Origin of the sequence: Pseudomonas salomonii (assembly GCF_900107155.1) — a bacterium.
In the GTDB taxonomy this organism is placed as follows: domain Bacteria; phylum Pseudomonadota; class Gammaproteobacteria; order Pseudomonadales; family Pseudomonadaceae; genus Aquipseudomonas; species Aquipseudomonas salomonii.
This window is the reverse complement of the sequence record NZ_FNOX01000011.1, coordinates 192,301-213,590: the sequence shown is the minus strand read 5'-3', so window position 1 is coordinate 213,590 and position 21,290 is coordinate 192,301. Positions and strand designations below refer to the sequence as shown.

The 21,290-nt window shown below is 61.0% G+C and carries 17 protein-coding genes; 9 read left to right on the top strand and 8 right to left on the bottom strand.

All coding sequences use genetic code 11. The features are described from left to right. The first annotated feature begins 3 nt into the window (after positions 1-3). Complete coding sequence (locus tag BLV67_RS24340) at positions 4-684, top strand: GNAT family N-acetyltransferase (protein WP_069785754.1); 681 nt, start codon at positions 4-6, stop codon at positions 682-684. Between the two features lie 3 nt (positions 685-687). Here BLV67_RS24340 and BLV67_RS24335 read toward each other — a convergent pair whose 3' ends face one another. After that, positions 688-1,587 (bottom strand): homocysteine S-methyltransferase family protein, encoded by a 900-nt coding sequence (locus tag BLV67_RS24335; protein WP_065932061.1) that lies wholly within the window; start codon positions 1,585-1,587, stop codon positions 688-690. Between the two features lie 113 nt (positions 1,588-1,700). Here BLV67_RS24335 and BLV67_RS24330 point away from each other — a divergent pair, with 113 nt between their 5' ends. The 3 genes from BLV67_RS24330 (at position 1,701) to BLV67_RS24320 (ending at position 4,788) form a co-directional block, all read left to right on the top strand. Continuing rightward, complete coding sequence (locus BLV67_RS24330) at positions 1,701-2,522, top strand: ABC transporter substrate-binding protein (protein WP_068932278.1); 822 nt, start codon at positions 1,701-1,703, stop codon at positions 2,520-2,522. Continuing rightward, positions 2,519-3,349, top strand: a complete 831-nt coding sequence (locus BLV67_RS24325; protein ID WP_069785755.1) for an amino acid ABC transporter permease — start codon at positions 2,519-2,521, stop codon at positions 3,347-3,349. Before BLV67_RS24330 ends, BLV67_RS24325 begins: the two co-directional genes overlap by 4 nt. A gap of 167 nt (positions 3,350-3,516) precedes the next feature. Continuing rightward, on the top strand, positions 3,517-4,788 hold the full coding sequence (locus BLV67_RS24320; RefSeq protein WP_069785756.1) for an autotransporter outer membrane beta-barrel domain-containing protein: 1,272 nt from the start codon (positions 3,517-3,519) through the stop codon (positions 4,786-4,788). 82 nt (positions 4,789-4,870) lie between these two features. On the opposite strand, the gene oadA is transcribed toward BLV67_RS24320, so the two are convergent. Continuing rightward, a complete protein-coding gene (oadA, locus tag BLV67_RS24315; RefSeq protein ID WP_056860900.1) occupies positions 4,871-6,694 on the bottom strand; it encodes a sodium-extruding oxaloacetate decarboxylase subunit alpha in 1,824 nt (607 codons plus the stop codon). A gap of 11 nt (positions 6,695-6,705) precedes the next feature. Further along, the gene (locus tag BLV67_RS24310) at positions 6,706-8,121 is read right to left on the bottom strand and encodes an acetyl-CoA carboxylase biotin carboxylase subunit (protein ID WP_003213442.1); all 1,416 of its coding nucleotides are present in this window, start codon (positions 8,119-8,121) and stop codon (positions 6,706-6,708) included. 196 nt (positions 8,122-8,317) lie between these two features. Here BLV67_RS24310 and BLV67_RS24305 point away from each other — a divergent pair, with 196 nt between their 5' ends. Next, positions 8,318-9,292 (top strand): LysR family transcriptional regulator, encoded by a 975-nt coding sequence (locus BLV67_RS24305; protein ID WP_065932057.1) that lies wholly within the window; start codon positions 8,318-8,320, stop codon positions 9,290-9,292. Here the strand turns inward: BLV67_RS24305 and BLV67_RS33405 are convergent. From BLV67_RS33405 to BLV67_RS24290, 3 genes are all read right to left on the bottom strand, one after another. Then, positions 9,222-9,416, bottom strand: a complete 195-nt coding sequence (locus BLV67_RS33405) for a PA3496 family putative envelope integrity protein (protein WP_074854535.1) — start codon at positions 9,414-9,416, stop codon at positions 9,222-9,224. The genes BLV67_RS24305 and BLV67_RS33405 overlap by 71 nt on opposite strands. A gap of 206 nt (positions 9,417-9,622) precedes the next feature. After that, positions 9,623-10,489, bottom strand: a complete 867-nt coding sequence (gene hexR / locus BLV67_RS24295; RefSeq protein WP_003177007.1) for a transcriptional regulator HexR — start codon at positions 10,487-10,489, stop codon at positions 9,623-9,625. A gap of 162 nt (positions 10,490-10,651) precedes the next feature. Next, positions 10,652-13,525: a putative bifunctional diguanylate cyclase/phosphodiesterase gene (locus tag BLV67_RS24290; RefSeq protein WP_069785758.1), complete on the bottom strand. Its 2,874-nt coding sequence runs from the start codon at positions 13,523-13,525 to the stop codon at positions 10,652-10,654. Between the two features lie 279 nt (positions 13,526-13,804). On the opposite strand from BLV67_RS24290, the gene uvrD reads away from it, so the two are divergent. From uvrD to BLV67_RS24270, 3 genes are all read left to right on the top strand, one after another. Then, the gene (gene uvrD / locus BLV67_RS24285; RefSeq protein ID WP_069785759.1) at positions 13,805-15,988 is read left to right on the top strand and encodes a DNA helicase II; all 2,184 of its coding nucleotides are present in this window, start codon (positions 13,805-13,807) and stop codon (positions 15,986-15,988) included. 295 nt (positions 15,989-16,283) lie between these two features. Further along, the gene (locus tag BLV67_RS24275; RefSeq protein WP_056860905.1) at positions 16,284-17,156 is read left to right on the top strand and encodes a Tim44 domain-containing protein; all 873 of its coding nucleotides are present in this window, start codon (positions 16,284-16,286) and stop codon (positions 17,154-17,156) included. Positions 17,157-17,291: 135 nt separating this feature from the next. Continuing rightward, positions 17,292-17,699, top strand: coding sequence for an SMI1/KNR4 family protein (locus tag BLV67_RS24270; RefSeq protein ID WP_017739032.1), 408 nt, complete (start codon positions 17,292-17,294; stop codon positions 17,697-17,699). Between the two features lie 15 nt (positions 17,700-17,714). Here the strand turns inward: BLV67_RS24270 and BLV67_RS24265 are convergent, their stop codons facing one another. Beyond that, positions 17,715-19,478: a cation:proton antiporter gene (locus BLV67_RS24265; RefSeq protein WP_068931259.1), complete on the bottom strand. Its 1,764-nt coding sequence runs from the start codon at positions 19,476-19,478 to the stop codon at positions 17,715-17,717. Positions 19,479-19,769: 291 nt separating this feature from the next. Between BLV67_RS24265 and BLV67_RS24260 the strand changes: the two genes are divergently transcribed. Beyond that, positions 19,770-20,255, top strand: a complete 486-nt coding sequence (locus BLV67_RS24260) for an acyl-CoA thioesterase (RefSeq protein WP_003213461.1) — start codon at positions 19,770-19,772, stop codon at positions 20,253-20,255. Between the two features lie 129 nt (positions 20,256-20,384). On the opposite strand, the gene pdxY is transcribed toward BLV67_RS24260, so the two are convergent. Further along, a complete protein-coding gene (pdxY, locus tag BLV67_RS24255) occupies positions 20,385-21,257 on the bottom strand; it encodes a pyridoxal kinase PdxY (protein WP_058421087.1) in 873 nt (290 codons plus the stop codon). Positions 21,258-21,290: the final 33 nt, after the last annotated feature.

Here is a 21,290-nt window from a genome sequence, read left to right as displayed (position 1 = left end):
AGCATGCCTATCTCACCCGCCGACTGGAAAGGCGTCCCGGCGCCCACGGCTCAACTGCTGGAAGGGCGTTTTATCCGTCTGGAAAAACTCGACCCGGCGCGGCATGCCGACGGCCTGTTCCGCGCCCTCGAAGGCCCGGGCGCCGACCCGAAACTCTGGGACTATCTGCCTTACGGCCCCTTCCCCGAGCGCGCCGCGTTCGATGCCTGGCTCAACAACCATGCCACCAACAGCGACCCGTATTTCTTCAGCGTGATCGACCGCGCCAGCGGCGATGTGCAAGGCATCCTCAGCCTGATGTCCATCGTCCCGGCCCAGGGCCGCATTGAAATCGGCCACGTCACCTTCGGCGCACCGATGCAACGCTCGCCGAAAAGCACCGAGGCCGTGTACCTGCTGGCCAAATACGCGTTCGAGCAGGGCTACCGCCGTCTGGAATGGAAGTGCAACAACGGCAACGCCCGCTCAAAATACGCGGCCGAACGCCTGGGCTTCAGCTTTGAAGGGGTGTTCCGCCAGCATATGGTGGTGAAGGGGCAGAATCGCGATACCGCGTGGTATTCGATTCTGGATTCGGAATGGCCCACCGTGGGCGCAGGCTTTGAAGAGTGGCTGTCAGAAGCCAACCAGGCCGGTTCTGGTCAGCTCAAAGGCCTGGCGGAGTGTCGCCGCCAGGCGATCTAAGCCTTAGGCCAGCTTCTGGGCGAGCACGGCAATGTGTTCCGGCCCAATCCCGCAGCAACCGCCCAAATGGCTGGCACCGCGTGCCTGCCAGTCGGCGGCCCAGTGCAAGTAGCCGGGCGGGTCGAGATCGTCACGCAGGGGGTCGAGGCCATCGTTCGCGGTGGCCTCCTTGGGTTGCGGCGGGAAGGCGTTAGCGTACGCGCCGATCTGGATGCTCACCCCCAGGCGCTCAAACGTTTGGCGCGCGGTATCAATGGCTGCGCCAATCACCTCCGGCTGGCTGCAATTGAACAGCAGCACCGCCACACCCAGTTGCGCGGCCGCTTCAGCCGCGTCTGCCACCGGTTCGCCAGAACGCAGGCGTGGCACCTCATCGGTGTCTTCATCCTTCAAGGTAAACGACAGCCAGAACGGTTTTCCGTCCTGCGGCAGGCCGGCATGAATAGCCCGGGCCTCAACGATCGAACTCTGGGTTTCCGCCAGCCAAAGGTCGACATGGGGCGCCAGGCCATTCACCAGTGGCGTCAGCAGTTCGCTGACTCGGCCGGCCTCGAACAAATCAGGCCGGTAGGAGCCGAACAGCGGCGGCAATGAGCCTGCCACGCGCACCGTCTGGCCTGAAGCCTGTACCGCACGTCGGGCCAATTCACCGGCCAACGCCGCAAGGGCCTGGCCTTCGGCAGCAAACCGCGCTTGGCCAATATGAAACGGCACAACCGCGTAGCTGTTGGTGGTGATCACGTTGGCACCGCTCTGGATATAAGCCGTGTGCACCGCCTCAACGGCCTGCGGCGCTTCGCTCAACGCCAATGCCGACCACTCCGGCTGCCGAAACGGCGCGCCCCGGCGTTGCAGTTCACGGCCCATGCCACCATCGAGAATTATTGCGTTTGCTGCGCCCATATGCTTTTTACTCATATGCTTATGAAAATAACTCACTATGAGAGTCGTTCTTATAACTATTTAATGCGTACCGTCCGGTTAATAACAACCCTTTTCTTATTCAGGTGTCGATTGTGAAACTTAAACCGCTGTTGGCCCTGGGCCTGACGATGCTGGCTGCCTCTACCCAAGCCTTTGGCGGTGCAACCCTTGACCGGGTTGAGCAGAAAAAAGAACTGGTGGGCGTGCTGATGGAAAGCTACCCACCGTTCTCGTTTCTCAACGAGCAGAACCAACTCGATGGTTTTGACGTCGACGTGGCCAAGGCAGTGGCGCAGAAATTAGGCGTGAAGCTGCGTCTGGAAACGCCGTCCTGGGATGTGATTGCCGCAGGTCGATGGGGCGGGCGCTACGATATTTGCATCTGCTCCATGACCCCGAGCAAGGCCCGCGCCGAGGTGTTTGATTTCCCGGTGGAGTACTACGCCTCGCCTGCGGTGATCGTTGTCAATGCCAAGGATGAGCGCATCCACGGCGCCAAAGACCTCAGCGGCAAGAAAGTCGGCCTCACCAGCGCGTCCAGCTATGAAAGCTACCTGAACAAGAACCTGGTGATCGAAGGCGCCGAAGAAACGCAACTTCAGTACCCGTTCGAGGATGTGCAGATCGCCCCGTACGACACCGATAACGTCGCCTTCCAGGACCTGGGTCTGGGCGCCGGTGTGCGCCTGGATGCGATCCTCACCAACCTGGTCACGGCCCAACCGCGCCTGAACCAGGACAAGCGCTTCAAGCTCGCCGGTGAATCGCTGTATGCCGAGCCCAATTCGGTGGCCATCGAGAAAGGTGACCCGCAGTGGGACGCCAAGGTGCGCGAAGTGTTCGCACAGTTGAAACAGGACGGCACCTTGAGCAAGCTGTCGCAAAAATGGATCGGTGCCGATATCAGCAAATGACCGCCTTCCCGACACCTCCCAAGCCGCCGGTGAACGCATCGCGGCTACAGCGACTCTTTGGCTTTCGTACGCGGTTGTACCTGACGTGGGCAGCGCTGTTTTGCCTGTTCGCCAGCTTCTTCCTGAGCTTTGACCTGAAGTTCTCGATCATCCTCGACAAGCTGCCCAACCTGGTCGGCGTGCACCTGGCGCCCAACGGGTTTTTGCAAGGCGCAGCGCTGACGCTGTTTCTGTGCCTATGCTCGATAGTCGCCTCGTCGGTGCTGGGTTTTATCACCGCGCTGGGGCGCCTGTCGAAAAGCGCCGTGGCCTTTGGCATTGCGAGTTTTTACGCATCGTTCTTTCGCGGCACGCCGCTGTTGATCCAGATCCTGCTGATTTATCTGGGCCTGCCCCAACTGGGCCTGGTGCCAGGCGCCCTCGTCGCCGGGATCATCGCGCTCTCACTGAATTACGGCGCTTACCTGAGCGAAATATTCCGCGCCGGCATCCTCGGTGTTCCCCACGGCCAACGGGAAGCCGCCCTGGCCCTGGGCATGCGTGACAGCGCGATCTTCTGGCACGTCACCCTGCCCCAGGCCATGCGCACCATCGTGCCGCCCGCCACCAACCAGTTCATCTCCATGCTCAAGGACTCGTCCCTGATCTCGGTGATGGGCGTGTGGGAGGTGATGTTCCTGGCGCAGTCTTACGGGCGATCAAGCTATCGATACATCGAAATGCTCACGACTGCCGCGATCATTTACTGGGTGATGTCCCTCGGGCTGGAACTGATCCAGGCGCGCCTGGAGCGGCACTACGGCAAAGGCTATGTGCGGCGGGGGTGACGCTCAAGGCAACAGCCACAACCACACGCTGACAAGCCAAAGGCAAATGCGGTTTTAATCGCACCGCAGTAGAGACAACTCCCGCAAGCCAGGGGTCGATAGCCCGACAGTTATCACCTCGCGATCTCGCTAAATTCCCGGCCTCATTCATCAGAGGTCACGACTTCATGCCCTTTTCCGCCCTGAACCTTGCACGCGCTATTGCCCTTGCTGTTGGCGTAGCCAGTTCGCCCTTTACCTTGGCAGCCACTCCCTTCAAGTTCGAACTCGACGCTGCCAATGACCCGTGGCATTACGAGCCTCCGGCCGAGATCGTCCCCCTCGACAGCTACTTCAACCAGGCGACGACTCATAACGGCCAGCAACTGGCCGCGGTGCTTAAACCTGCATTGCAACGTGCACTGCAAGCCGGCGACCTGACCTCGGAAGAAATCAAAAGCCTGCAAAAAGCCGCTGACGCCCTGTCCCAACAACCAGGCGGCCTGGGTGCGGCGTTCGAGCAGTTGGCAGGCAGCCAGAATGCCAACTTGGCGGGCGCGACCCAAAACGCCACCGCGCACATCAGCCACTCATTGCTCTCAACCCTGCGCACGCTGCCCAACGATGGCGACGGCCACTTTTGGATGCAGGGCCTGGGCAACGGCGGCAAGCTCGATAAACAAGGCGGCGGTGACGGTCTCAAGCACGACACCAAAGGCTTGATGCTGGGCGCCGATTGGGCCGTGGGTGACGCCTGGCGAGTCGGTGTAATGGGTGCCAGGTCCACCAGCGAGCTGCAAGCTCAACGTTTCAAAGGCGAGCTCGACAGCTTGCACCTGGGCGGCTATGCCGTGCGTCAGGACGGCCCATTGGCCCTGCGGCTGGGGGCGTTCTACAGCGATCACGCGGGCAAGAACAAACGTGACGTCAACTTGCTCGGCTTCAAGGAGCAACTCCAGGGCAACTATAACGCTCAAAGCCAAACGGTGTTTTCAGAGCTGGGTTACCAATTGGGCAGTGCCGACCTACACGTAGAGCCCTTTGCAGGCCTGGGCTATCAGCGCTATCACCGCGACAGGTTCAAAGAAAAGGGCGGTTTGACCGCGCTGAACGTCGGCTCACAGACCCAGCAAAACCTGAACAGCACCGTTGGCCTGCGGCTGGCCACGGTGTACCGGTTCGACAATCGGATGAGCCTCACACCCCACCTGAGTACTCATTGGAAGCACCTCTACGGAGAAGTCGACAGCCAAGTGCGCCAATCCTCTCGCGCCGCACCGGGGGTCATCGACAGCTTCACCGTCACCGGCTCCTCGCTGGATCGCAATAGCCTCGGCATGCAAGCCGGCCTCGACCTCGCCTTGTCGACCGAACACAGTGTCGGCCTGACCTACAGCGCCCAAGCCGGTACCCAGAGCCGCAGCCAGGGCCTGACGGGCGAGTGGAAGATGAATTTTTAAACCGCGCTGATCGGTAAATTTCAGGCAAAAAAAGGGGGGCACCTGCCCCCCCGAGGATTAAGCGGTAGTGTCGAAGGCTGTATCAGCCTTCGATTTCAATCAGGATTTCGCCAGGGTTGACCCGGTCGCCCTTGGCCACATGAACGGCGGTTACCTTGCCGGCAATCGCTGCCTGCACTTCGGTTTCCATCTTCATGGCCTCGGTAATCAGCACCGCCTGGCCGGCTTTGACCACGTCGCCTTCCTTGACCAACACGTCGACGATGTTGCCCGGCATCGCCGTGCTGACATGGCCCGGCTCGGTTGCATGCTTGCGCTTGCTGCCGCCGCTGCTGACAAACTCGTTGAGCGGTTCGAACACCACTTCTTCGGGCATGCCGTCGATGGACAGGTAGAAGTGACGCTTGCCTTCGGCTTTCACGCCGACACCGGTGATGTCCACACGGTAGCTTTCGCCGTGCACGTCGATGACGAACTCGGTCGGCACGCCTTCGCCACCGGCACGGGCTACACCGCCGGCTTCGGGGATCGGCAACAGCACTTCAGGTGTGAGGGTGCCGGCGTCACGTTCTTCGAGGAACTTGCGCCCGATGTCCGGGAACATGGCGTAGGTCAGCACGTCTTCTTCGGACTTGGCCAATGCGCCGATTTCGCCGCGCAGCTTGGTCATCTCCGGCTTGAGCAGGTCGGCCGGGCGATGGTCGATCACCTCTTCGCTACCAATAGCCTGGCGACGCAGCTTCTCGTTCACGGTGCCCGGCGCCTTGCCGTAGCCGCCTTGCAGGTAGAGCTTCACTTCGTTGGTGATGGTTTTGTAGCGCTCGCCGGCCAGCACGTTGAAGAACGCCTGGGTGCCGACGATCTGCGAGGTCGGCGTGACCAGCGGCGGGAAGCCAAGGTCTTCACGCACGCGCGGGATTTCGGCCAGCACTTCGCTCATGCGGTTGAGTGCGCCCTGCTCTTTCAACTGGTTGGCCAGGTTGGAAATCATCCCGCCCGGCACCTGGTTGACTTGCACGCGGGTGTCGACGGCGGTGAATTCGCTTTCGAACTGGTGGTACTTCTTGCGCACGGCGTAGAAGTACAGGCCAATTTCCTGCAGCAGTTCCAGGCTCAGGCCAGTGTCGAATTCGCTGCCTTTAAGGGCGGCGACCATCGACTCGGTGCCGGGGTGGCTGGTGCCCCAGGCGAAGCTGGAAATGGCGGTGTCGATATGGTCGGCACCGTTTTCGATCGCCTTGAGTTGGCACATCGCAGCCAGGCCAGCGGTGTCATGCGAATGGATGAAGATCGGCAGGCTTTGCTCTGCCTTCAACGCCTTGACCAGTTCGCCGGTGGCGTACGGGGTCAGCAAGCCGGCCATGTCCTTGATCGCCACCGAGTCACAACCCATGGCTTCCATTTGCTTGGCCTGGGCCACGAATGCCTCGATGGTGTGCACCGGGCTGGTGGTGTAGGCGATGGTGCCTTGGGCATGTTTGCCGGCAGCTTTGACCGCTTCGATAGCCACACGCAGGTTACGCACGTCATTCATGGCGTCGAAGATGCGGAACACGTCGATGCCATTCACAGCAGCCTTGGCGACGAAGGCTTTGACCACGTCGTCGCTGTAGTGGCGGTAGCCCAGCAGGTTCTGGCCACGCAGCAGCATTTGCAGGCGTGTGTTAGGCAGCGCGGCGCGCAGCTTGCGCAGGCGCTCCCAAGGGTCTTCCTTGAGGAAACGCACGCAGGCATCGAAGGTCGCGCCGCCCCAGACTTCCAGGGACCAGTAGCCGACTTTGTCGAGCTTGTCGCAGATCGGCAGCATGTCATCGGTGCGCATGCGGGTCGCCAGCAGCGATTGGTGGGCGTCGCGCAGGATGGTATCGGTTACGAATATTTTTTTGGAAACAGGAGTCTTGGACATTGTTGTATTCCTCACAGGCCTGCGTGGGCGGCGATGGCGGCGGCGATGGCCAGGGCCAGCTCTTCGGGTTTGCGCTTGATCGAGTAGTTGGTCAGCTCAGGGTGGCTTTCCACGAAACTGGTGTTGAACTGGCCGCTGCGGAATTCCGGGTTGCGCAGGATTTCCTGGTAGTAGGCGGCCGTGGTCTTCACGCCTTGCAGGCGCATGTCGTCCAGGGCACGCAGGCCGCGGTCCATGGCTTCTTCCCAGGTCAACGCCCACACCACCAGTTTCAGGCACATGGAATCGTAGAACGGCGGGATGGTGTAGCCGGTGTAGATCGCCGTGTCGGTGCGCACGCCGGGACCGCCGGGCGCGTAGTAACGGGTGATCTTGCCGAAACTTGGCAGGAAGTTGTTCTTCGGGTCTTCGGCGTTGATGCGGAACTGCAACGCGAAACCACGGTGCTGAATGTCTTCCTGTTTCACCGACAGCGGCAGCCCCGATGCGATGCGGATCTGCTCGCGCACGATGTCGATGCCGGTGATTTCTTCGGTGATGGTGTGCTCTACCTGCACGCGGGTGTTCATCTCCATGAAGTACACCTCGCCCTCGGCGAGCAGGAACTCCACGGTGCCGGCGTTCTCGTAACCCACCGCCTTGGCGGCGCGCACCGACAGGTCACCGATGTAGGCGCGCTGTTCCGGGGTCAGTTGCGGGCTGGGAGCAATTTCAATCAGCTTCTGGTTACGCCGTTGGATCGAGCAATCGCGCTCGAACAGATGCACCACATTGCCAAAGCTGTCACCGAGGATCTGCGCCTCGATGTGCTTGGGATTGACGATGCATTTTTCCAGGAACACTTCCGCCGAACCGAACGCCTTGGTGGCCTCGGAAATAACACGGGGGAAGGCTTGTTCAAGTTCTTCGCGACTGTTGCAGCGACGGATACCGCGGCCACCACCACCGGAGGTAGCCTTGAGCATCACCGGGTAACCAATGCGGTCGCCTTCGGTGAGGGCTTCGGCGATATCGGCGACGTTGCCTTCGGTGCCCGGCGTGACCGGCACACCGGCCTTGATCATGCTGCGGCGCGCTTCGGTCTTGTCGCCCATGCGGCGGATCACTTCGGCCGACGGGCCGATGAACTTGATCCCGCGCTCGGCGCAGATATCTGCCAATTCGGCGTTTTCCGACAGGAAACCATAGCCTGGGTGCAAGGCGTCACAACCGGTTTCCACGGCCAGGTTCACCAGCTTGCGCGGGTTCAGGTAACCGGCCAGCGGTTCGGCACCAATGCTGTGGGCTTCGTCGGCACGTTTAACGTGCAACGCGTGGCGGTCGGCGTCCGAGTAAACCGCGACCGAGCGAATGCCCATCTCGGCGCAGGCACGCACGATTCGTACGGCAATTTCACCACGGTTGGCGATCAGGATCTTTTTTATCACTTGGAAATTCCCTTGAGCCGATTGCTGCGTTCTACGACCCGTTGGATCCGAGTCGGCGCGTGACCAAATGTTTCATGACAGTCGCGAGACACACACTATGCGCACCGAAGAATTAACAAAAATCAATAATTATTGGGTTGTGTATAAGTAAAGACTTATAGTTGGCCGAACGGCCCAGGGCGAGAGGATTTAAATAATGCGTAAGTCATTGATGCGTATGACATTGCGTCAATTGCAGATCTTCAATGAAGTGTGTGATTTACGGTCCTACAGCCGCGCAGCCGAGGAAATGTCTCTCACCCAACCCGCCGTAAGCCTGCAAATTCGCCAGCTTGAAGAGCTTATCGGCCAGCCGCTGTTCGATTACGTCGGCAAAAAGCTCTACATGACTGAAGCCGCCGAGGCCTTGCAGCGCGCCAGCCGGGACATTTTCGGGCGCCTGGAAAACCTCGATATGCAGCTGTCGGACATGCAGGGCTCACTGCAAGGCCAACTGAAACTGGCGGTGGAATCCAGCGCCAAGTACTTCGTGCCGCACCTGTTCGCAGCCTTTAAACGCCAGCACCCGGAGGTGCAGTTGCACCTCACGGTGGTTAACCGCACCCAAGTGATTCGCAGGCTTTCGGACAACCGTGATGACTTGGTGATCATGTCCATGGTGCCTCAGGACATGGGCCTGGAATTCCTGCCGTTCCTGAACAACCCGATTGTCGCCGTGGCGCCGCTCGACCACCCGCTGAGCCTGAAAGGGCCGCTGCGCCTTCAAGATCTGGAACCCTACACGCTGCTCATCCGCGAACCAGGCTCCGGCACGCGGCTGGCCTGCGAGGAGTACTTCAAGGAAAAACGCGTGCACTTCACCCAGACGGTGGAAGTAGCCTCGGCCGAGGCGCAGCGCGAATGCGTCAGCGCAGGGTTGGGCGTGGCGTTGCTGACGCGCCACGCAGTCAACCTGGAGCTGGCCACCGGCGGGCTCAAGGAGCTGCCGGTGGAAGAACTGCCGCTGTACCGCAGTTGGTGCCTGGTGCAGGCCAAAGCCAAACGCCTGTCACCGGTGGCCCATGCGTTCCTGGGCTTTATCCGCAGCGAACGCGTACAGATCAGCGCGCTGGCTGAGCGCTTCGCTGGGCAGCCGCGGGTGCCTGCCAGTGGAGTTCCGGGTAGTCACTGATGCTCTGGAGCAGTTGGCGCTCCTCACAGCGGTCTTCGATTGCGCGACGGAACGCCATGCGGCGCTGGTCTTCTTGCTGACGACGGGTTTTGACGGTGCTGCTGTCTTCGTAGTGCCGGGCCATTTCGAGTCTCCCAATGCGAGTACGGGGAGTACAGAATGTCCTTGGGCGATGACGGTTTGGCGGCGCGAGGGTTACAGGACGATGAATCTTCTGAACTGATCGTTCCCACGCTCTGCGTGGGAATGCAGCCTTGGACGCTCCGCGTCCCGCGACGCAGAGCGTCGCAAGAGACACCCCCACGCAGAGCGTGGGAGCGATCAAACCCACTAATCGTCGAGGGCTTTGACGGACTTGGGCGACAACCGCAGGCTGCGCAAGCTGCGCTTCACGCTCTTGAGGTGGTTGACCAGGCTCGGCCCGCGCGCCATGGCCACGCCCATCGCCAGCACGTCGATCACCACCAGATGCGCAATACGCGAGGTCAGCGGCGTGTAGATCTCGGTGTCTTCGTGCACGTCGATCGCCAGGTTGACCGTGGACAGCTCCGCCAACGGCGTCTGGCTCGGGCACAGGGTGATCAACGAAGCGCCGCTTTCACGCACCAGGTTGGCGGTGATCAGCAGGTCTTTGGAGCGCCCGGACTGGGAAATGCAGATGGCCACGTCGGTCGGCTTCAAGGTCACCGCCGACATCGCCTGCATGTGCGGGTCGCTATAGGCCGCAGCGGTGAGCAGCAGGCGGAAGAATTTGTGCTGGGCATCAGCGGCGACGGCACCCGAAGCACCAAAACCATAAAACTCTACGCGCTGGGCCTGGGACATGGCGGTCACGGCCTTTTGCAGCTCAACCGGATCGAGTTTCTCGCGCACTTCCATCAGCGTGTGCAAGGTGGTGTCGAAGATTTTCAGGCTGTAGTCGGCGACGGAGTCGTCTTCATGGATCGCAAACTGCCCGAAGCTCGCACCGGCCGCCAGGCTTTGCGCCAGCTTGAGTTTCAAGTCCTGGAACCCGGAACAACCGATGGCACGGCAAAAGCGCACGATGGTCGGCTCACTGATGCCCACGCTGTGGGCCAGGTCGGCCATGGAACTGTGCATCACGGCCGCAGGGTCAAGCAGCACGTGATCGGCAACCTTGAGTTCCGATTTGCGTAACAGGTGGCGCGACTGGGCGATATGTTGCAACAGGTTCAAAGGGCAGGACTCTTGTTATTGGCAGACGCCAGGGATGTAGCAAGCTTGTAGTTATACTACAAGAATTACCGTTTTGCCCGCCCGATGCATCACTAAATCGCCCTGATGCCCTTTGAATCAGCGGGCAGCCGCCTTGTAGCCACAGGGGCGGCGTGGCGGTCTTTAAGGAACGTCTGCATTTTTTCGTAATAAATCTGCCAACCCTTCAGCGGCCATCGGCCGGCTGATCAAGTAACCCTGTACTTCATCGCAGCGTTCGCCGCGCAGGAAATCCAGCTGCTGCTGGTCTTCCACACCTTCGGCCACCACCTTGAGCGCCAGCCCGTGGGCCATGGCGATGATTGCACGAGTGATGGCCGCATCTTCCCGGCCCTGGCCAAGCCCACGGATAAACGTCTGGTCGATCTTCACGTAATCCACGGGGATGCGCTTGAGGTAGCTGAGGGACGAATACCCGGTGCCGAAGTCATCGATGGCCAACTTCACGCCCAAATCGCGCAATTGCTGGAAGGTCGCAATAATGTGCTCAACGCTGTCGAGCAATTGGCTTTCGGTCAGCTCCAGCTCCAGGTATTGCGGGTCCAGGCCGGTTTCTTCGAGCACTTGGCGCACCAGGCTGACCAACTTGCCCTGGCGCAGTTGGTGCACGGAAAGGTTTACCGACACGCGGATCGGCGCCAGCCCCTGGCGCTGCCACTCGCACGCCTGCCAGCAAGCCTGGCGCAGCACGAATTCGCCCAGCGGCACGATCAGGCCGGTTTCCTCGGCCAAGCCGATAAAGTCCCCCGGCGGCACCATGCCCCACTGCGGGTGCTCCCAACGCACCAGCGCCTCGGCGGCGTTCAGCTTGCCCGTGGCCAGGCACAGTTTCGGTTGGTAGAACACCGTGAGCTGGCGCTCGTCGATAGCCTTGCGCAGGTGGTTTTCCAGCTGCAAACGCTCCAGCGTGCTGGCTTGCAGGCTGTCGGTGTAGAACTGGAAATTGTTGCCGCCCAAATGCTTGGCGTGCTGCATGGCCATGTTCGATTGGCTGACCAGCGCAGAAATTTCCCGCGCATTGTCCGGCAGCAAGCTGACGCCCATTGAGGCGCTGACCACCAGCTCATGCCCCTCCACCGTCACCGGCACCCGCAACTTGGCGAGCAGCCGCGTGGCCACCCGTGCCAGGCTCGACAGGCTGCCGTAAGCATCGAACAGCACGGCAAACTCATCACCGGACAGGCGTGCGATGGTGTCGGCTTCGGGCAAGGCATTGATCAGACGGCGGGCCATTTTCTGCAACAGTTGGTCGGCGACTTCATGGCCGAGGCTGTCGTTGAGCAGCTTGAAGCGGTCCAGGTTGATATGCAGCAGCGCCAGGCTGCGCCCGCCCTGCCGCACCCGCGCATGCGCCTCACGCAGGCGTTCGCGAAACAGCGAACGGTTGGCCAGGCCCGTCAGCTCGTCATAGTGAGTGAGGTAGCGCATGCGCTCCTCGGATTCACGCCGCGCCGACAAATCGGCGAAGAAGCCCACAATATGGCTCACTTTTCCCCGAGCATCGCGCACTACATTCAATTGCAGCCACTGCGGGTACAGCTCGCCGTTCTTGCGCGTTTCCACCAACTCGCCCTGCCAGGTGCCATGGCTGAGCAGGGCCTGGCGGATCACCGGGAAGTGGCGGCGGGCGTCGCGACTGCTGGGCAGTTCGACAACATTGCGGCCGATCATGTCGTCGATTTCAAAGCCGGTGACGCGACTGAAGGCCTGGTTGACGGCGATCAACACGTACTCGGGGTCGAGAATCACGATGCCTTCGCTGGCCGCTTCGAACACCGTCGAGGCCAGGCGTTGCTGCTCCTCCAGGGCCTTGTCGGCGCTGATGTCGCGGCGCGTGCCGAGCATGCGCGTAACGCGGCCGCCGGGCGTGCGCTCCACAGCGCGGCCACGGTCTTCGATCCACACCCAATGGCCGTCGCCATGGCGCACGCGGTATTCCACCTGGTAATCCTCGCTGCGCCCCTTGAGGTGTTCCACCAGCGCGCGCTTGAGCAGCGGCAGGTCTTCGGGGTGCAGGCGCGGCTTGAGGTGGCTGAGCATCGCCGTGACGTACTCGGGCTCCAGGCCGAACAACTCTTTGAGCTGAGTGTGATGCACCTCGTCGGTTTGCAGGTTCCAGTCCCACAGGCCCAACTCACTGGCTTGCAGGGCCATGGCCAGGCGCGCTTCACTTTTATTCAGGGCCAGGCTGGCGGCGTCCAGCTCCTGGCTGCGTTGCGTCACGCGGTCTTGCAGGCCGATTTGGGCGTCGCGTAATTCCTGTTCGGCCTGGCGACGTTGGCCGACTTCGCGCACCAGTGCCTGATTCAACTGCTCGCTGCGTTGCTGCGCCTGCTGAAGATGCTCGATCAGCGCCTGGTTCTGAAAACGTCGCAACAAGCCGCGCTGGATCAGGCGGTTGACCTGCCAGGCCACCAGGCTCAACGAGGCCAGCAGGATCAGGCCAAGCACGCCCCAGCCTTGTTGCTGCGCAGTGCCGTTCCAGAACAGATAGACAATCGCCGGCACCAGACACGGCACGGCAAAGGACAGGAACGCCGGCAAACTCACGGCATAGGCCACGCTGGCCGATAGCGTCGCGGCGCCGATCAGGCCGAACACCCAGGCCTGCTGCATAAAGCTGTCCGCCGGCACCAGCGCGATGGCGGCGGTGGCCAGGGTCAAGCCACTGACCGCCGAGCCGAGCATGAACATGCGCCGCCAGATCGGCAGGGCCTGGCGGCTGGGCATCGCCGAATCGAACGCCGCCACCTGGATCACACGCAGGGCCACCAGGGCGAGCAGCCAGACCAGCCAGATGCTGTCCAACAGGTATTGCTTGGGGTTCCACAGCAACCAGGCGCAGACCAGGCCGTTGACCAGCATCAATAACGTCGGCAGCAAGGAGCCTTGATACAACAGGCGAGTGCGTTCGACCGCCATCTCGGTTGCGTAATGTTTACGGATGACCTGCGCGGGCGCCACCGAGGGGCCAAACAGGTCGGGACTGAGGGTCATAGGCAGTGTTCTTATAATGGTGAGCCCGAAACGTGGACGGAGCATACACAAGCAAACGCTTGGGCCAAACTGCTCCAAGTCATAAAAACCCCACGGTTTTTACCCGCAAACTTCGCGGCCAAAGCGCTTGAGCTAGACAGTGCGCGGGCTGTGGGCCATGACCAACCGGTCATCACTGCCAGCAGAATGTTTGCGCGGCCAGGATCGCCCGGAATGTTTTGTATCGACCACCCGGCATTGGGATTTGCCCGACTCCCCGCAGCACCCTAGAATGCGCCGATGCGCGATGATCTCTCCCTTTTGCTGAACTCTCTCAACGATGCCCAACGCCAGGCTGTCGCAGCCCCCGTTGGCCGTCAGTTGGTCCTGGCCGGTGCTGGCTCCGGTAAAACCCGAGTGCTGGTGCACCGTATCGCCTGGTTGATCCAGGTCGAGAACGCGTCCCCGCATTCCATCTTGTCGGTGACCTTTACCAACAAGGCGGCTGCCGAGATGCGCCATCGCATCGAACAGTTGATGGGCATCAGCCCGGCCGGCATGTGGGTAGGCACCTTCCACGGCCTGGCGCATCGTCTGTTGCGGGCGCACTGGCAGGAAGCAGGCCTGGCCCAGACCTTCCAGATTCTCGACAGCGATGACCAGCAACGCCTGGTCAAGCGGGTGATCCGCGAGCTGGGCCTGGACGAGCAACGCTGGCCGGCGCGTCAGGCGCAATGGTTTATCAACGGCCAGAAAGACGAAGGCCTGCGCCCGCAACATATCCAGGCCAGCGGCGATTTGTTCCTGGCCACCATGCGCAGCATTTATGAAGCCTACGAGGCCGCCTGCGTGCGCGCCGGCGTGATCGACTTCTCCGAGCTGCTGCTGCGCGCCCTCGACCTGTGGCGCGACAACCCAGGCTTGCTGGCCCATTACCAGAAACGCTTCCGGCACATTCTGGTGGACGAGTTCCAGGACACCAACGCCGTGCAGTACGCCTGGTTGCGCCTGCTGGCCAAAGGCGGCGACAGCCTGATGGTCGTAGGCGACGACGACCAGTCGATCTACGGCTGGCGCGGCGCGAAAATCGAGAATATCTACCAGTATTCCGACGACTTCCCGGACGCGGTCACCATCCGTCTGGAACAGAACTATCGCTCCACCGCCGGCATCCTCAAGGCCGCCAACGCCTTGATCGCCAACAACACCGGGCGCATGGGCAAAGAACTGTGGACCGACGGCGGCGAAGGCGAAGCGATCAACCTGTACGCCGCGTTCAATGAACACGACGAAGCGCGCTACGTGGTGGAAACCATCGAAAGCGCGTTGAAAACCGGCCTGGCGCGCAGTGATATCGCGATTCTGTACCGCTCCAACGCCCAGTCGCGGGTACTGGAAGAAGCCTTGCTGCGCGAGCGCATTCCGTACCGCATCTATGGCGGCCAGCGCTTCTTCGAGCGTGCCGAAATCAAGAACGCCATGGCTTACCTGCGCTTGCTGGAAGGCCGTGGCAACGATGCGGCGCTGGAGCGGGTGATCAATATCCCGGCGCGTGGCATCGGTGAGAAAACCGTTGAAGCGATTCGCGACCACGCCCGCCACGCCGATGTGTCGATGTGGGAATCCATGCGCCTGCTGATCGCCAACAAGGGCCTGACCGGGCGTGCTGCCGGGGCGCTGGGCGTGTTTGTCGAGTTGATCGAGAACCTGGCGGCCAAGTGCGCAGAAATGCCGCTGCACTTGATGACCCAGACCGTCATCGAGCAGTCCGGCCTGATCGCCTATCACGAAGCGGAAAAAGGCGAAAAAGGCCAGGCCCGGGTAGAAAACCTTGAGGAACTGGTCAGCGCCGCCCGCGCCTTCGAAAACACCGAGGAAGATGAAGAGCTGACGCCGCTCGCCGCCTTCCTCGGCCATGCGTCGCTGGAAGCCGGTGATACCCAGGCCGATGAGCATGAGGACAGCATCCAGCTGATGACCTTGCACAGTGCCAAGGGCCTGGAATTTCCGTATGTGTTCCTGGTGGGCATGGAAGAAGGTCTGTTCCCGCACAAGATGAGCCTGGAAGAGCCCGGCCGCCTTGAGGAAGAACGCCGCCTGGCCTACGTGGGCATCACCCGCGCCATGCAGAACCTGGTAATGACCTACGCCGAGACCCGACGCCTGTACGGCAGCGAAACCTACAACAAGGTGTCGCGCTTCGTACGTGAAGTGCCGAAAGGTCTGATCCAGGAAGTGCGCTTGTCCAACAGCGTCAGCCGACCGTTCGGCGGCGGCCAGCAGCAGAACTCCAGCAGCATGTTCGCCGGTTCCGAAATACCGGAAACTCCGTTCAGCCTTGGCCAGCAGGTCAAGCATGCGATCTTCGGTGAAGGTGTAATCCTTAACTTCGAAGGCGCCGGCGCCCAGGCACGGGTGCAGGTGAACTTCGCCGAAGGCAGCAAGTGGCTGATGATGGGTTACGCGAAGCTCGAAGCTGTCTGACGAGGGCGCTTCATGATCGTTCCCACGCTCCGCGTGGGAATGCATCAAGTGACGCTCTGCGTCACACCTTCAAAGCGGGACGCGGAGCGTCGCAGGCGGCGTTCCCACGCAGAGCGTGGGAACGATCTGCGGTGGTGCCCTTGTTTTTAAGCAGCGCGGGCCAATATCTGAGATAAGTCCTACAGGCCATTCTGAATCGGTCTTACGCAAAAGCCCGAAACATTATGTCGCTAGCCACTGTCACGACACCTGTGCAACATGGCGCGCGTGCAATCCACAAATGGGAATTCCCTTTATGAAACGTTTTCTTAGCATCGCCATGGCGTTGTGCATCGGCCTGACGATGAGCCTCGACGCCAACGCCAAGCGCTTCGGTGGCGGCAAAAGCATGGGCTCGGCTCCGACTCACCAGACCAGCCAAATGGCTCCATCCGCCGGTGGCATGGGCGGCGCAGCGGCGACCGCTGGTGCAGCCGGTGCCGCTGGCGCTGCTGCCAAGGCCGGCGGTGCTTCGCGCTGGTTAGGTCCTCTGGCCGGTATCGCCGCCGGTGGCCTGCTCGCTTCCATGTTCATGGGCGGCGGCTTCCAGGGCATGCAGATCTTCGACATCCTGATCCTGGCGGTCATCGCCTTTGTGATTTTCCGCTTTATCGCCGCCCGTCGACGCAAGCAGCAGGAGCACCTGGCTCCCGCCGGCGCGCCGATGCAGCGTGAAGTGTTCGAGCAAAAACCAGCCATGGGCTCGATCTTCGGTGGTTCGGCAGCACCTGCCGCCGCCCGTCCGGTGATCAATGCGCCGGCCTGGTTCAACGAAGAGCGTTTCGTCGAAGCGGCCCGCAGCCACTTCCAGTCCCTGCAGCAGCACTGGGACGCCAACGAAATGGACAAGATCGCCGAGTTCGTGACCCCGCAACTGCTGGAGTTCCTCAAGCGCGAACGGGCCGAAATCGGCGATGCGTTCCAGTCGACTTACATCGACGACCTGCGCGTGCAGCTGGACGGTGTGGATGATCGCGCCGACAAGACCATCGCCACCCTGACCTTCAGCGGTGTGTCGAAGACCTCGCGCTTCGACCAGGGCGAAGTGTTCAGCGAAAGCTGGAACATGGAACGCCCGCAAGGCGAGAACCAGCCTTGGCTGGTCGCCGGTATCCGCCAGAACGGCTGATAGCCGCACGCTTGAGCACTTGGTAATAAAAACCCCGGACATGTTCCGGGGTTTTCTATTTCGCGGTTGCACTTATAGCGAGCTACTGTATAAAACGCCCTATTAACCGCGCCAACTAGCAAGAGGATTCCGGCCGTGGAAGAAATCATCGAACAATTGCGTGAAGCCAACGAACCGGTCCCGGTTCCTCTGGAGCTGCCTGACGAAGACCAACTGGTGGAAATCGAGGAACAACTGTTCATCGACATCCCGTTTGTCTTCCGTGAATTCCTGTTGACCGTCAGCGACGTGGTGTACGGCAGCCTGGAACCGGTGACCGTCACCGACCCGCAGTCCCACACCTACCTGCCGGACGTTGCCGCCAACGCCTGGGACGCCGGTGTTGACCGCAGCATGATCCCGATCTGCCAGGACGGCGATGACTACTACTGCGTCGAAGAAGACGGCACCGTGGTGCTGTGGTCGGGCGAAGAGGAACTGGTCACCGAAGAAACCTGGGAGTCGGTGTGGCACTGGGCGCGGGACGTCTGGCTGGAAAGCTGAGCCCGGCCCCGGCCTCTAGTGCTCCGGCGTATCTTTGTGGTTATCCAGGGTCTCCAGCAAGGCGACCTGCATCCGCGTATGCACGCGGATGAACCACCGCCAGAGCACCGCCGCCACCGCCGCCGTGACCACGGCAATCAGTACCAGCAACTTGTTGGTCGGCAATATACTGGCCGACAAGGCTGCCAATAGCAGGAAGATCACCAGCAGCGACAGGATCGGAATCAGCTCCGCGATCACCCGTCGCACACGCTGAGTATGCCGCCCGGCCATCTCCGGTTTCACACTCATCTCCGCCAGCAGCATCGACAGCGCCTTGAGCTTGCGGTACGCCGCAATCAGAAACGGCAGCGACAGCAGCAACGCCCCACCCCAGATCAATGCCTTCTGCCAGCTCGGATCATTGACCCAGCCTTCCAGATACCCGCCAATGCGCGCCGCGAAGAAGCCGCCGGCAAAGAAGATCGCGATCACCAATGCCAGGTTCACGCCCACTTGCAGGATGATCTTGCGAATCATCGACGCCAGCATCGCGCCCTCACCTTGAGGCTGGATACTGCGCAACCATTCGCCATACAGACCGAACACCCGGCTCATGCGTTTGGGCATTACTGCGGCAATCTTCAACGACAACGGGTCAGCGCCACGAATCAGGTACGGCGTGAGCAGTGTGGTAATCGCCGAAACCGCCACCGCCACCGGATAGAGAAAGTCGCTGGTCACCTGCAAGGTCATCCCCAGCGCTGCGATGATGAAGGAGAACTCGCCAATCTGTGACAGCCCCATGCCCACGCGCAGTGAGGTGCGGCCATCATTGCCGGCAATAAACGCCCCGAGACCGCAGGACAGCATCTTGCCCAGCACTACCGCCACGGTAATCACCGCGATTGGCCAGGCGTACTGCAGCAGGATCTGCGGGTCGATCATCAAGCCGATGGCGACAAAGAAGATCGCGCTGAACATGTCGCGAACCGGTTCGATCAGGCGCTCAATTTTAATCAACTGGCGGGATTCGGCCATGATCGCGCCGATCAGGAACGCGCCCAGCACCATGCTGTATTCGAGCTTGACCACCAGCAGGCAAAAGCCGAAACACAGGCCCAACACGGTAATCAGCAGCATCTCGTTACTTTCAAACCTGGCCACATAGGCCAGCAGGCGCGGCACCAGCAAAATGCCGATCACCAACGCCACAATCATGAACAGCGACAGCTTGCCGACCGTGGAGAACACCTCGCCGGAACTCACCGTGCCGCTGACGGCGATGCTCGACAGCAGGGCAATGATGCCGATGCCCAGGATGTCCTCGACGATCAGCACACCAAAAATCAGCTGGGCAAAACGCTGGTTCTTCATCTTCAGGTCATTGAGCGCCTTGACGATGATGGTGGTCGAAGAAATCGCCAGGATCGCGCCGAGGAACAGCGAATCCATGGTGTTCCAGTCGAACCAGCGGCCGATCTCGTAGCCGATCCAGATCATCAGGATGATTTCCAGGAAGGCCGCGATAAACGCCGTGGCGCCGACCTTGAACAACTTGCGCAGGCTGAACTCCAGGCCCAGGCAAAACATCAGGAAGATCACTCCGAGCTCAGCCAGGGTCTTGATGGTGTCTTCGTCGTGGATCAGGCCGAACGGCGGCGTGTGGGGGCCGATGATGAACCCGGCGACGATATAGCCCAGCACCACCGGCTGCTTGAGGCGGTGAAACAGGATGGTGACAACCCCTGCCACCAACATGATCACGGCCAAGTCCTGGATAAAGCTGATGGCGTGCATGGCGAGGGGCTCCTTGAGGGTACTGGCGCTTTTCCCACTTCCGCACGCGCCCTTGGACAGTCGCGAAGCGCGGAAGGAAAAGTCTGCCTTGATCGTAAGAAATGCCCTGAGATGGGCTTTTGAAGGTTAACACCGCGACTTCCGGCAGAAAGCCGGTGCAATATATGGAAACAGATCGGCGTTCGCGTGACGGCAAGCCGCCCATAGGCGTCCCGTTAGGGAGAGCGCTGTAAAGATTCCAGCACCCGTAGAGGTGTCCCCCAACCAATGCCTACAACCCGTGAGTGTGCTATGGAACCCGGAAACGCCCAGCTGTCGATGACGGTATTGATGACCCCTGACATGGCCAACTTCTCAGGCAATGTGCACGGCGGCACCCTGCTCAAGTACCTCGACGAAGTGGCCTACGCCTGCGCGAGCCGTTACGCGGGCCGTTATGTGGTCACGCTGTCGGTCGACCAGGTGATTTTTCGCGAGCCGATTCATGTCGGCGAGCTGGTGACCTTCCTGGCCTCGGTCAACTACACCGGCAACACATCAATGGAAGTGGGCATCAAGGTGGTGACCGAAAACATCCGCGAGCGCTCGGTGCGCCATACCAACAGCTGCTTCTTCACCATGGTGGCCGTGGACGACCAGCGCAAACCCGCCGCCGTACCGCCGCTGCAGCCGCAGAACAGCGAAGACAAGCGCCGGTTTGTACAGGCGCAGCAGCGTCGGCAGATCCGTCAGGAGCTGGAGAAGCGCTACCAGGAAATCAAGGCCGACGGGCCGTAAGTCTGGAATTGTAAACCGGGTCAAATGTGGGAGCGGGCTTGCTCGCGAATACGGTGGGTCAGCCACACATGTATTGACTGACACTGCGCTATCGCGAGCAAGCCCGCTCCCACATTTTGATCTGTGTGGTTACAAACCGATGGGTGTTGCTTCAAAGCGCACACGCGGATGCGCGATACGATCCTGAGCCCGCACCAGCTCCAGTTCGTAACTGGCGCAGGCCTGGGTTTCCAGCAGCACTTCATGCACCGCTGCGGCGGTGAATTCGAAGGCCGCCAGCAGGCTGTCGCCCAACAGCACACGCGCCAGGAACAACCCCGACGTCAGGTCGCCCACGCCCACCGGCTGACGCGGAAACGCCAGCAACGGCCGGCGCAAGTGCCAGCTGCCTTCTGCTGTGACCAGCAGCATTTCGAAACCCTCCGGCAGCTTGCCCGGATAATCCAGGTGTTTGACCAATACCGCCTTCGGCCCACGGGCCAGCAGCGCCTTGGCCATCGCCAGGCAATCGAACAGCGATTGCGGCTTGCGCCCGGCAAAGCTATCCAGCTCCAGTTGGTTGGGGCACAGGAAATCCGCCATGGCCGCCGCCTCGTCCAGCAGGAAATCGCTCACTTCCTGAGGCACGATGCAGCCCTTTTCCGGATGGCCCATGACGGGGTCGCACAGGTACAGGGCTTTAGGGTTAATGGCCTTGATACGTGCCACGCCGGTCAAAATCGCGCGGCCCTGATCGGCACTGCCCAAGTAGCCGGACAGCACCGCGTCGCAGTTACCCAGCTCGCCAATCGCGGCTATGCCTTCTACCAGCGCCGGAATTTGCTGCGGCGCCAGCACTTCGCCCGCCCACTGGCCATACTGAGTGTGATTGGAGAACTGCACGGTGTTCAGCGGCCAGACGTTCACCCCGACCCGCTGCATGGGGAACACGGCGGCGCTGTTTCCGGCGTGGCCAAAGACCACATGAGACTGGATCGCAAGCAGATGAGGTGTGCGTTTCATGCGGGAGATTTCCGTAAAGCCGTTAGAATTCTG